10 protein-coding genes and 1 pseudogene are annotated in these 11,927 nt (G+C 71.5%); 8 read left to right on the top strand and 3 right to left on the bottom strand.

What is annotated here, in order from left to right:
* The first annotated feature begins 62 nt into the window (after positions 1 to 62).
* Positions 63 to 2,093, top strand: a complete 2,031-nt coding sequence (recG, locus tag ROTAS13_RS11320; RefSeq protein WP_075822382.1) for an ATP-dependent DNA helicase RecG — start codon at positions 63 to 65, stop codon at positions 2,091 to 2,093.
* Between the two features lie 4 nt (positions 2,094 to 2,097).
* Here recG and ROTAS13_RS11315 read toward each other — a convergent pair whose 3' ends face one another.
* Entirely contained in the window at positions 2,098 to 3,717 is a 1,620-nt protein-coding gene (locus tag ROTAS13_RS11315; RefSeq protein WP_019459827.1) for a M10 family metallopeptidase, read from the bottom strand.
* 248 nt (positions 3,718 to 3,965) lie between these two features.
* On the opposite strand from ROTAS13_RS11315, the gene ROTAS13_RS11310 reads away from it, so the two are divergent.
* The 7 genes from ROTAS13_RS11310 to ROTAS13_RS11280 all read left to right on the top strand — a co-directional run bounded on the left by ROTAS13_RS11310 (position 3,966) and on the right by ROTAS13_RS11280 (position 10,198).
* A complete protein-coding gene (locus ROTAS13_RS11310; protein ID WP_019459826.1) occupies positions 3,966 to 4,199 on the top strand; it encodes a hypothetical protein in 234 nt (77 codons plus the stop codon).
* 121 nt (positions 4,200 to 4,320) lie between these two features.
* Positions 4,321 to 5,082 carry an ABC transporter ATP-binding protein gene (locus ROTAS13_RS11305; RefSeq protein WP_075822381.1) on the top strand — a complete coding sequence of 254 codons (762 nt, stop codon included), beginning with the start codon at positions 4,321 to 4,323 and terminating at the stop codon, positions 5,080 to 5,082.
* Entirely contained in the window at positions 5,082 to 5,813 is a 732-nt protein-coding gene (locus ROTAS13_RS11300) for an ABC transporter permease (protein ID WP_019459824.1), read from the top strand. The genes ROTAS13_RS11305 and ROTAS13_RS11300 overlap by 1 nt, the downstream gene beginning before the upstream one ends.
* 3 nt (positions 5,814 to 5,816) lie before the next feature.
* Complete coding sequence (locus tag ROTAS13_RS11295; protein ID WP_083755483.1) at positions 5,817 to 7,790, top strand: Gldg family protein; 1,974 nt, start codon at positions 5,817 to 5,819, stop codon at positions 7,788 to 7,790.
* 11 nt (positions 7,791 to 7,801) lie between these two features.
* The gene (locus tag ROTAS13_RS11290; protein ID WP_075822380.1) at positions 7,802 to 8,869 is read left to right on the top strand and encodes a DUF4340 domain-containing protein; all 1,068 of its coding nucleotides are present in this window, start codon (positions 7,802 to 7,804) and stop codon (positions 8,867 to 8,869) included.
* Positions 8,866 to 9,306 (top strand): NUDIX hydrolase, encoded by a 441-nt coding sequence (locus ROTAS13_RS11285; RefSeq protein WP_019459821.1) that lies wholly within the window; start codon positions 8,866 to 8,868, stop codon positions 9,304 to 9,306. The genes ROTAS13_RS11290 and ROTAS13_RS11285 overlap by 4 nt, the downstream gene beginning before the upstream one ends.
* Before the next feature lie 70 nt (positions 9,307 to 9,376).
* Complete coding sequence (locus ROTAS13_RS11280) at positions 9,377 to 10,198, top strand: hypothetical protein (protein WP_058390543.1); 822 nt, start codon at positions 9,377 to 9,379, stop codon at positions 10,196 to 10,198.
* Positions 10,199 to 10,211: 13 nt separating this feature from the next.
* On the opposite strand, the gene msrP is transcribed toward ROTAS13_RS11280, so the two are convergent.
* Together msrP and ROTAS13_RS11270 are read right to left on the bottom strand one after the other, a co-directional pair.
* Positions 10,212 to 11,168, bottom strand: coding sequence for a protein-methionine-sulfoxide reductase catalytic subunit MsrP (msrP, locus tag ROTAS13_RS11275; RefSeq protein WP_075822379.1), 957 nt, complete (start codon positions 11,166 to 11,168; stop codon positions 10,212 to 10,214).
* Between the two features lie 99 nt (positions 11,169 to 11,267).
* Positions 11,268 to 11,927, bottom strand: a pseudogene (locus ROTAS13_RS11270) (UDP-phosphomannose--protein mannosyltransferase); the annotation flags it as partial.

Genomic DNA, 11,927 nt, shown 5'->3' with positions numbered 1-11,927 from the left:
ACACCTCTCTATGCTGACGTCGAGACTTGTGATCAAGAGACAGGCTCGCCCCCCTCGACACCCTGCCCGCGGCCCAGGCCAAGGCGCCCCGCCTGGCGGAGGCGGTAGGCGGTTCGCGGCTGATCGACCTGCTCTTCCACCTGCCCGAGCGGTACGTGGACCGGCGGCGCGTGACCTCGCTGGCCGAGGCGAATGACGGCGACGTGGCGACGCTGACCATCCATGTGACCGCCATCTCCGCCCCCGGCAGCCCCTCCCGCCCCTGGGTGCTGCGGGCGCGCTGCGAGGATTCGGTGCTGGAGATCGCCTGGTTCATCCGCGCCCGCTGGGTCGGCCCCTGGCTGCACCGGACCTTTCCCGAGGATTCCGTCCGCACGGTGTCCGGGCGGGTCCGCCGCTACGGCAACCGCTGGCAGATGGAGCCGCCGGATTTCGTCAGCCCGCCCGACGAGATCCCCGCCTTGCAGCCGATCTGGCCGCTGGTGAAGGGCCTCGCCGCGAAGGACGTGGCGAAGGCCATGGGGGCCGCCCTGCCGCTGCTGGCGGAGGTGCGGGACTGGGCCGATCCGGCAATCCTGAAGCGCCGCCGCTGGCCGGATTTCGCCGGGGCGGTCCATGGCCTCCAGGCGCCGGAGCGCATCCCCGGCCCCGAGGCGCTGGACCGGCTAGCCTATGACGAGCTGCTGGCCGGGCAGATCGCCATCGGCCTGGTCCGCCGCGCCGCGCAGACCCGGCCGGGCCGGATGCTGACCGGCGATGGTGGGTTGCGGGAGAAAGCGCTCGCCGCCTTCGGCCATCCGCCCACCGGCGCCCAGCGCCAGGCCATCGCGGAGATCGATGCCGACCTCGCCGCGCCCCGGCGGATGCTGCGGCTGCTCCAGGGCGACGTCGGCTCCGGCAAGACGCTGGTGGCGCTGATGGCCATGCTGCGGGCCGTCGAGGCCGGCGCCCAGGCCGCCATCATGGCGCCCACCGAGATCCTGGCGCGGCAGCATCTCCGCACCTTCTCCCGCCTCGCCGGGGCGGCGGGGGTGCAGGTGGCCCTCCTGGCCGGCAGCGTGAAGGGCAAGGAGCGGTCCCGCGTCCTGCTCGGCCTGGCCAGCGGCTCCATCCCCCTGGTGGTCGGTACCCACGCGCTGTTCCAGGAGAAGGTGGCCTTCCGCGACCTGGGCCTCGTGGTGGTGGACGAGCAGCACCGCTTCGGCGTGGCGCAGCGCCTCGCCCTGGCCGGCAAGGGGGAGGACACGGACATGCTGGTCATGACCGCCACCCCGATCCCCCGCACCCTGCTGCTGACCCAGTGGGGGGAGATGGCGGTCTCCCGCCTCGCCGAGCGTCCGGCCGGGCGCAAGCCGATCGTGACACGCATCATCTCCCGCGAGCGGCGGGAGGAGGTGGTGGCGGCGCTGCGCCGTGCCTTCGCGAAGGGGGACCGGGCCTACTGGGTGGTCCGCGCCGTGGAGGAAGGCGAGCACCACGACAATGTCGCCGCCGAGACCACCTTCGCGGCACTGCGCGAGATCTTCGGCGAGGAGGTCCGCCTCGCCCATGGCGCCCAGGCGCTGGACGTGCGGGAGGCAGCGCTGCGCGACTTCGCCTCCGGGCAGGCGAAGCTGCTGGTCGCCACCACCGTGATCGAGGTGGGCGTGGACGTGCCCGAGGCCACGATCATGATCATCGAGCAGGCGGAGCGCTTCGGCCTCGCCGCCCTGCACCAGCTCCGTGGCCGGGTCGGGCGCGGCGAGGCCCAGTCCTATTGCCTCCTGCTGCCCTCATCCGACCTCGTGGACGGGGAGAAGCGCCGCCTCGCCGTGCTGCGCGACACGGAGGACGGGTTCGTGATCGCGGACGAGGATCTCAACCACCGCGGCGGCGGCGACGCCCTCGGCACGCGGCAGGCGGGGCAGATGGGACGCCGCATGGTCGATCCGCAGCGCCACGGCAGCCTCGTCCGCATGGCGCACCAGGACGCCACCCTGTTGCTGGAACGCGACCCCAGCCTGGACCGCACCGAGCGCGGGCGGGCCGTGGCGCGCTGGCTGATGCCCTTCTTCGGCCATGACGTGACGCTGGAGCGGCTGGCGGCAGGATAGGGTTCTAGAGCAGGGCGTGGTCGCCCGCCATCTGGTGCGCCAGGAAGGCCCAGCCCTCCCGCCCATGCCCCGGCCCGTGGCAGGCCGGCGTCACGTCCTCCGCCGAGAGGAGATAGGCGCCCGTCTCGTCGCCAAGGCCATGCACGGCGAGGTCGTAGCTGCCGGACCAGCGCGCGGTAAAGGAAATCCGCGCCCCGTCCCCGCAGGCATCCGCGTCGGCGCGCAGGACATTCCCATGCGGGCCGAGCAGCTCCATCGCACCGCCGGGCAACCCGTCCTCCCGCGCGCTCCCCTGCAGCGTGAAGACATAGCGATGGCCGCGCTCCAGCCCGATGGCGAAGAGGTCCACATCCCCGGCCAGCTCGATATGGCCGGGCGCGGTTCCTCCCGCCGCCAGTTGGCCCAGCGGCAGACCCGTGTCGCAGGGCGTGTCGCGGTAGTCGTCGGAGGGCAGCAGGATGGCGGTGCCGTAGAGCAGCCCGTTGCCGAGGAAGCGCACCTGCTCCGTGTTCAGGATATGATCGGTGACACCGAGGCTCGTGACGGTGAAATCCGCCGCGTTGCCGGCGAACAGATAGTCGCCGGGCAACCCGTCCAGCAGCAGCGTATCCGTGCCCGGCCCGCCATCCAGCGTGTTCGCCGCCTGGTTGCCCTGCATCGCGTCGTCGCCCGAACCGCAGGCGGCGTTCTCGATCAGCGCCCGCGTGTCGCCATCCGGCAGCAGGGCATTGGCGATGTTGCCGACCGCCTGATGCCCGAAGCCGAGCTGGGCAAGCTGGTCCGCCGAGGTTACCGTCCACGCGCCGGGGCGCAGGTCCACGGAAACGCCCCGCGTATAGGCGGAAAGGTCGTAGGTGTCGTGGCCGCCGCCGTCCCAGACGGTCATGAAGACCCGGTTGGCGACGGGCGCCGTCTGGGCGGTGCCGTCGATGGAAAGCTGCCCGCTCGCCGGGTCCCAGCGATAGACCGTGTCGCCGGCACGGGTCGTGAAATCGACGCCGTACATGTGCTGGAGGGCCGCGATGTCGTAGAGCATCGGCGTCTGCGCATAGCCGGCATAGTCGTTGTAGTAGTAGTTGCCGTCGGCGCCCGGATAGCTCCGGTAGGTCATCACCGAGTATTCCATCGAATCGTGCCCAGGCGTCATCGCGCCGAAGACCGCGGTCTCCTGCCCGTGCTTCAGGCCGAGCGCGTGGCCGATCTCATGGATGAACGCGTGGTAGGCATAGGTTCCCGGCACGGGATCGCTGAACGTGCCATCGTTCCGGTACCAGGTGTCGCCGCCGGTATCCGCCGTGCTGGGATAGTAGCCCCAGGCCGTGGGCGTCGCCGAGGTCATGGCGAAGCGCAGATCCCCATGCTGCGTGGCCGTCTCGGCCAGTTCCGTGAAGTTCAGGTTGGCGATGCCGGCATAGAGGCCGAGGATCTCCCGCGCCATCGCCTGCTGCTGCGCGTTCAGCGGCAGGAAGCCCTGGCCGGGCTCGCCGCTGCCATAGAAGGTGCCGTAGTAGGCGGGATCGGTCGGGAAGCTGTAGGTCAACTGGCCCGTGGCCCATTGCCGGCCGATGAACAGGGCGTCCGTATCCTGGGCCCCCGTGGCCGTGGTCGTGACGATTCCGGGCATTACGCGGTAACTCCCTCACCTTGCCGATCCGCATCCTGCAGCCCCTGGCCGCACCTCGTGGCATCGGGGGGAGAAGCGGGGTCCGGGACCTCCGGGGATCATGCAGCGCGCCAGCGGCGATATCGATTCGATACGTAATCAAAACATCGTGGATGCCTGCCCGCCGTGGCCTTCCGGCAACCCTGGCGGTCCTGTTCCTTTCCGCCTATCCACCTCCCGCAGCCGAAAGACAGGACAGGGGTTCCCGCGTGAAGCAGGCCTATGCCACCACCGTCGCCTTCAACGTGACGGACCCGGACTCGCCCACCGGCGAGGAGATCCAGCGCTTCTCCCTTTCCATCGTCGTCGAGACCAATCCGAAGCGGGCCGAGCAGCGCGCGGCACAGAACGTGATGCGCCAGGAACAGGGGGCGCGCATCCGCAACGTCCTGGTCCTGCCATTGGACATCGCCCGCATCCAGGCGGAACTGGCCAAGCCCTGAAACGCCGCGGCCACCCGGTAACATCGTCACAATCCGAGACCGAGGGAGGGCCCTCCCGGCTCTTGCGCTCGCGACGCCGCGCACTAAACCCGGCGGCCACGAGTGGATTGAGGACGGGCCCTTGTCGAGCGATACCACTGCGCTGATCGAGATCGACCGGCTGACCAAGAGTTTCGGTGGCTTCACCGCCGTGAACGACGTCTCCTTCAATGTCGGGCGTGGCGAGGTTGTGGGCTTCCTCGGCCCCAACGGCGCCGGCAAGTCCACCACCATGAAGATGCTGGCCGGCTTCGTGACGCCCTCCGCCGGCACCGCCCGCATCCTGGGCGAGGACGTGGTGGACCGCCCGGTGCAGGCCAAGCGCCACCTGGGCTTCCTGCCCGAGGGCGCCCCCACCTATCCCGAGATGACCGTCACCGGCTTCCTGCGCTTCATCGCCCGGGTGCGCGGCTATTCCGGCGCCGAGGCGGGAGAGCGCGTGGCGCGGGCGATGCGCCTGACGACGCTGGAGGGCGTGCGCCTGCAGCCGATCGAGACGCTGTCCAAGGGCTTCAAGCGCCGCGTCGGCCTGGCCCAGGCGCTGCTGCATGACCCGCCGGTGCTGGTGCTGGACGAGCCGACCGACGGGCTCGACCCGAACCAGAAGCGCGAGGTGCGCGACCTTCTCGCCCGCATGGCGCCGGACAAGGCCATCGTCATCTCCACCCACCTGCTGGAGGAGGTCTCGGCCATCTGCACCCGCGCCGTGGTGATCGCGCGCGGGCGCGTGGTGGCGGACGAGACGCCCGCCCAGCTCGCCGCGCGGGGACCGGACCTGGACACCGTGTTCCGCGACCTGACCCTGCCTCCCCCTTCGGCACAGCCCGCCACCGAGGCCGCCTGATGCGCAACACCCTCGCCGTCGCCCGGCGTGAGCTGACCGGCTACTTCGCCACGCCGGTCGCCTATGTCTTCATCGTCATCTTCCTGGTGCTTTCCGGCACGCTGACCTTCACCCTCGGCGGCTTCTTCGACCGGGGCGTGGCCGACCTCTCGCCGTTCTTCCAGTTCGTCCCCTGGCTCTTCCTCTTCCTTGTCCCGGCGCTGACCATGCGCCTCTGGGCGGAGGAACGGCGGCTGGGTACGATCGAACTGCTGCTCACACTTCCGATCGCGCAGTGGCAGGCGGTTCTGGGCAAGTTCCTGGCGGCCTGGGTCTTCTGTGCCATCGCCCTGGCCCTGACCTTCCCGCTGGTGGTCACGGTCAATATCCTCGGCTCGCCCGACAACGGGGTGATCGCCACGGGCTATCTCGGCTGCCTGCTGGTGGCCGGGGCCTATCTGGCCGTCGGCGCGGCGGTCTCGGCGCTGACCAAGAACCAGGTGATCGCCTTCGTCCTCGCCGTGGCGGTCTGCTTCCTCTTCGCCGTGGCGGGCTCGCCCGTGCTGGGCACCTTCCTCGACCGCAACATCCCCGCGCTTTCCGACATCGCGCGCGGCCTCTCGGTCACGGAGCGGCTGCAGGCCTTCTCGCGCGGCGTCGTGTCGGCGCGCGACCTCGTCTTCTTCGCGACCTTCACCGGCTTCTGGCTCTTCGCGAATGCCGTGGCCGTGGACAACCGCAAGGCCGACTGACCCGTGAGCGACACGACCACCTCCCCTCGCGGCCCTCGCCCCGCCCGCCACCGGCTCTGGATCTCGCTCCTGGCGCTGGCCGCGGCGCTGGGCCTCGCCGTCGGGCTGAACCTGCTTTCCGACCGGCTGCTGCCGCGCGCCCGGCTCGACCTGACGCAGCAGCGCCTCTACACGCTCAGCACCGGCACCCGCAGCGTGCTGGCCGGGCTCAAGGACCCGATCACGCTGCGCCTCTTCTATTCCCGCCGGCTCGGCGCCACGGTGCCGCTCTACGGCGCCTATCACGACCGGGTCTGGGAGATGCTGCAGGAATACGTGGCGCTCTCCCATGGCAAGCTGCGGCTGGAGACCTTCGACCCGGAGCCCTTCAGCGAGACCGAGGACCGTGCCGTTGCCTATGGCCTCCAGGGCGTGCCGGTGGACCAGTCAGGGGAGCAGGTCTATTTCGGCCTCTCCGGCTCCAACCTGCTCGACGACGAGCGCAACATCCCCTTCTTCCAGCCGGACCGCGAGCGCTTCCTCGAATACGACCTGACGCGGCTGGTCTATGAGCTGTCCAACCCGCAGCGGCCGGTGGTGGGCGTCATGTCCTCCCTGCCGCTGAACGGCGATCCGCGCGCGATGATGATGCGCGTGGCCGGCGGCGGGCAGCCCTATGCGATCATGAACCAGCTCCGCCAGTTCTTCACCGTCCGCGACGTGCCGACCGACGCGCAGGTGATTGACCCGGCGGTCAAGGTGCTGATCGTGGCGCAGGCGCAGAACCTGAGCGACGCCACGCTCTATGCCATCGACCAGTTCGTCATGCGCGGCGGGCGGCTGCTGGCCATGACCGACCCGCACAGCGAGAGCCAGCTCACCCATCCCGGGCCGACCGGCCAGCCGCCGGCCAGCACCGCCTCGAACCTGGACAGGCTCTACAAGGCCTGGGGCATCGAGGCGCCGGAGGACAAGGTGGTGCTCGACCTGCGCGGCGCCTGGCGGGTGCGGAGCAGCAACCCGAACGACCGGGTGCAGGCGGTGGACTACCTCGCCTGGTTCAACCTCCAGGGCGACAGCCTGGACCGTGGCGACGCCGCGACGGCCGACCTGAACCAGGTGACGGTGGCCTCCGCCGGCGAGGTGCGGAAGGTCCCGGGTGCCAGCATCGACTTCACCCCGCTGCTGACCAGCTCCGGCCAATCCATGCTGGTGGATGCCGCCAGGGTGCGGCAGGCGCCGGACCCGGCCGCCCTGCTGGCGGGCTTCCAGGCGGATGGGCAGCGGCACGTGATCATGGCCCGGGTGCATGGCGTTCTGCACAGCGCCTTCCCCGGCGGGCCGCCCGCGCCGCCCCAGGGCGGGCAGCGCCCGGCGGATTTCCCGGCGCATCTGGCCGTGACGCGGGGGCCGGCCAACCTCGTGGTGGCCAATGATGCCGACATCCTGGAGGACCGCTTCTGGGTCCAGACCCAGGACTTCTTCGGCCAGCAGATGGCGACGCCCTTCAGCGACAACGGCGCGCTGATCGGCAACCTGGCGGAAACGCTGGCGGGCGGCGAGGCCCTGATCTCGCTCCGCTCCCGCGGCGAATCCCTGCGCCCCTTCACGGTGGTGGAAGACATGCAGGCCAGGGCGGAGGCACGCTACCGCCAGACCGAGCAGGAGCTGCAGAACCGGCTCCAGGCCACGGAGCGGCGGCTGCGCGAGCTGCGCCAGGGCACGCAGGGTGGCCCGCAGGCGCCGGGGACGGAGCACGGCGCCACCCAGGCGGTGATCACCCCCGCCCAGCGCGCCGAGATCGACAAGGCGCGCGAGGAGATCCTGGCGACGCGGCAGCAGCTCCGCGCCGTGCAGCTGGAGCTGCGGCGGGACATCGAGCGGCTGCAGACCTGGCTGAAGATCCTGAACATCGTCGCCGTGCCGGTGCTGCTCACCCTCTTCGCCATCGTGCTGGCGGTGCTGCGGTCGCGGCGCCGCGCCTCGGCCCGGGCCTGAGGAGGGACAGGATGCGACGTCGAACCCTGATCGGCCTGGGCGCCGCGGCGGCGGCCTCGATCGGTGCCGCCGTGGTGCTGACCCCGCGCGAGGCCGCGACGCCCGACCCGGACGATGCGCGGCTTGCCTTTCCCGGCCTGGCGGAGCGCCTCGCCGGGGCCACGAGGATCGAGCTGCGCCGGGCCGGCACCACCATGACCCTGACCCGGCGCGATCCCGAGACCTGGACCCTGCCGGAAAAGGACGACTACCCGGTGCGCTCCGAGCGCATCCGGGAGCTCCTGGTCGGGCTGACGGAGCTGCGCCTCGTGGAGCGTCGCACTGCCAGCCCGGAGCTCTTCGCCCGGCTGGGCGTGGACGATCCGGAGGACAAGGATTCCACCGCCATCCTGGTGCGGGTGCTGGACGCCGCCGGCGTGCCCATCGCCCAGGTGATCGCCGGGCACCGCCGCGTGCGCACCCAGGGCGGGGTGCCGGAAAGCATCTACCTGCGCTTTCCCGGCCAGAACCAGACCTGGCTGGCCGAGGGCCGCCTGCCGGTGGACACCGATCCTCAGCTCTGGATCGACCGGGACATCGCCAACCTGCCGCGCGACCGGGTGCTGCGGGTGATCGTTTCGCGCGGCGAGGCGCCGCTGGAGCTGCGGCGGGGCGATGCGCCGGACGCGCCGCTGCGCGTGGCGGTGCCCGCCGACACGGAGGGGCTGGACGAGAACGCGGTGAACGACGTGGCCGGGGCCTTCGAGTTCCTGACCTTCAGCGACGTGCTGCCGGAGGCGAAGCTCCAGGCCGATCCGGTGGGCGAGTCGCGCTTCACCCTGACCGACAACCTGGGCATCGCGGTGCGGGTCGGGCTGCAGGACGGGAATGTCTGGATCCGCCTGACCGCCACGGGCGACAGTGAGGCGGTGCGGCTGAACAGCCGCTGGCGCGGCTGGGCCTATCAGGTCGGCGCCTGGAAGGAGAAGGCCCTGGTGCCCCGCATCGAGGATCTGCGCCGCGAGGCACCCGTCCCCGCCCCGCCGGGCCAGTCGGAGCAGCCCGGGGTGCTGCCCCCTGCCCCACAGGCGGCCCCTTGAGCGCCCGCGAGTATCCGGACCGGCCCTGGGTCGGCATCGGCTGCGTGGTCCTGCGGGGCGAGGACGTGCTGCTCGTCCGCCGCGCCCGCCCGCCGCTCCAGGGCAGCTGGACCATCCCCGGCGGTGCGCAGTCGGTGGGGGAGACGATGGAGGAGACCGCGCGGCGCGAGCTGCGCGAGGAGGCCGGGATCGAGGTCGGCCCGCTGTCGATCGCCGTGGCGGTGGACGTGATCGACCGCGACGAGCAGGGCCGCGCCCGCTTCCACTACAGCATCCTCGATTTCTGCGCCCCCTGGCTTTCCGGCGAGCCCGTCCCCGGCGACGATGCCGCCGAGGCCCGCTTCTTCCGGCCGGAGGAACTGCCGGCGCTGGGCCTCTGGGCGGAGACCCTGCGCGCCATCGGGACGGCACGCGGGGTGCTGCGCGGGGCAAGCTGAGAGAAGACCCCCGTTCCGCTACGGGGCCCGGGCGTTAGAATGCCGCCGAACCGATGGGAAAACCGGGCCCGTGAACCGCCGCCAGCTCCTGCCCTTCGCCGGCCTCCTGCTGCCCGGCGCCGCCACCGCCGCGCCGCGCCGGGAGGCGGCTGCCCCGAAACCGCTGCCGGTGCTGCCCTCGCTGGATGCCGACGGCAAGGCCAGCCTCACCCCGGAAAAGCGCGCCCTGGTGGAGAAGGTCCGCACCTCCTGGCGCGCCGCCGATGGCCGCAGCGTGGAGCAGGTCGTGGCGACGGTCGGCGGGATGGTGCGCGGCTTCCGGGCCCTGGGCTTCCGGGCGGAAACGGGGTGGCCCGACCATACCGCGACGGTCGGCTTCCTCGGCGCGCCGGTGCTGGTCACGCTGGTGCTGTCGCATGACAAGGATGTCGGCTGGCACCTGCAGCCGGACGGGCGCTTCCAGATCGGGCCGGATGTCTTCCAGCTCGGTGCCCTGGCCTATGCGGTGAACTGGCTGCAGGAGGAGGAGGACCGGGGCGGCCCCGCCGGACGGGCAAGGCTGCGCGATCCGAGGAGCCTGGACTTCCTGGAGCCCGCTTCCGGAACCTCGCAGCGACGGCGCCTGGGCCCTTTGCTCGCCGAGGGCGGCTATGGCATCCGCGACCTCGCGGTACGCGCGGTGAGCCTGCCTCGCCCGGGCTTCACGGCGGGCTTCACGCTGCGTCCCCCGGCAGGCGCCGCCGCGCAGGGGGTGATGCGGCCCGTCTTCACCCGTCGCGCCGCCGACCTGGAGACCCAGCCACAGACCCTGTCCTGGGAGCCCGGCAATGATGACGCGCGGCAACTGGCGCAGCGCCCGCCCGGCGAATGGCGCTTCGCCGCGCCGGGATAAGCGGCGGGAGGGCTCAGGTGTAGAGCCGCTCGCCCTCCAGCCCCTTGTAAAGATCGGCAACGAACTCGCCATAGCCGTTGAAGATCCGCGTCGGCACGCGCTCGTTGCTGCCCAGAAGGCGCTCGGTGGCCTGAGACCAGCGCGGATGCGGCACCTCCGGGTTCACATTGGCCCAGAAGCCGTATTCGCTGCTCTGAAGCTGTTCCCAGAAGGAGACGGGGCGTTTGTCGGTGAAGGTGACCTTCACCACCGACTTCCCGGACTTGAAGCCGTATTTCCAGGGGAAGAGCACCCGGATCGGCCCGCCATTCTGCGGCGGCAGCGGCTTGCCGTACATGCCGGTGGCGACGAAGCCCAGCTCGTTCTGCGCTTCGGCCAGGGTGCAGCCCTCGATATAGGGCCAGGAATACCAGATCTGCCGCAGGCCCGGCATGACATCGGGCTGCTGCGCCGTTTCCAGGACGAGGTATTTCGCGCCGGATGTGGGCTGGGCGAGGCGCACGAATTCGGAAAGCGGGAAGCCCGTCCAGGGCACGGTCATGGCCCAGGTCTCGACGCAGCGGTGCCGCAGCACGCGCTCCTCCATCCGCACCTGCTTCAGCAGGTCCTCCAGCCCGATCTCCCGCGGCTGGGCGACCATGCCCTCGAAGCGGATGCTCCAGGGAGTCATCTTCAGCTTCCGGGCCGCCGAGACGACATCCTTGGAATCCCCGAACTCGTAGTAGTTGTTGTAGGTCGTCGCGTTGCGTTCCGGTGTCGTGGCCCGGCCCGGATCGAAGCGCGGGTCGGGGGTGAGCCCGCCCGGCGCGGCGCCGCCCTGCGCGAAGACCGGGCCGCCATGCAGCAGGCCCAGCCCGGCGGCCAGGCTGCCGCCGATGAGCCCAAGCCCCTTGCGCCGCCCGACCACCAGGACCTCGGGCGTCGCGGCACTTTCGGGAAGTTCCCAGCCACGGCGGGTGCGGACGAGCATCGGAAGTCTCCTGCGACCCGTCTCATCTCCGTATGCGGGGCCGGAACGTCAAGGGCGGTGGCCGAATGATGACCGGCGCCGCCAAAGGCGCTCCCGTCGTCAGCGGGGGCGCGGCAGCAGGGCCGTGGATGCCCCCGGCGCGGCGGTGACGGCGTAGAGGCGGTACAGCTCCGCCTCCACCCCGCTCCGCGCCCGGGCAATCAGCCCGGGCAGTTCCCTCGCCGCGGGCCAGAGCGGCGGCCCGTCGCCGCGCCGGGTGCTGCGGATCAGCAGCCCCTTGCCCGTCGCCGGCCCCCCCGGCAGGGCGAAGAGGTCCCAGCGATCCCCGATCGCCACCACCGGCACGCCGGGCGGCAGGCGCAGCGCGAGCTGGCTTGCCAGCCCGTATTCCTCCGAGGCAACGAAATCCGCCCCTTCGGCGACGCGGGCCTGTTCCACCGCGGCGGCGAAGCGGTCCCAGCCGCCAAGCCGGGCCAGGGTGGGATCGCTGCGGCGCGGCAGATGGAACGGCGCATAGGCGGCCTGAACCAGCACCAGCCCGGAGAGCAGCACGCCGATCGCCAGGCCCGGACGGAACAGCCGCTGCCAGAAGCCGGCGAGGCAGGCCGCGGCAAGGCAGGCGGAGGGATAGAGGATGGCCGGCCAGTTGCCCTGCACCCGGCTGCCCGTGGCCTGCCAGAGGAAGACCAGCGTGGCCGGCACGGTGAGCGCCACGAGCAGCCCGGCGCCGCTGTCCCGCCGCCGGACCCAGGCGCCGGC

The organism is Roseomonas sp. TAS13, assembly GCF_001950415.1.
GTDB lineage: Bacteria > Pseudomonadota > Alphaproteobacteria > Acetobacterales > Acetobacteraceae > Roseomonas > Roseomonas mucosa.
The sequence above is the reverse complement of the archived record's forward strand: the minus strand, read 5'-3'. Positions and strand labels throughout refer to the sequence as shown.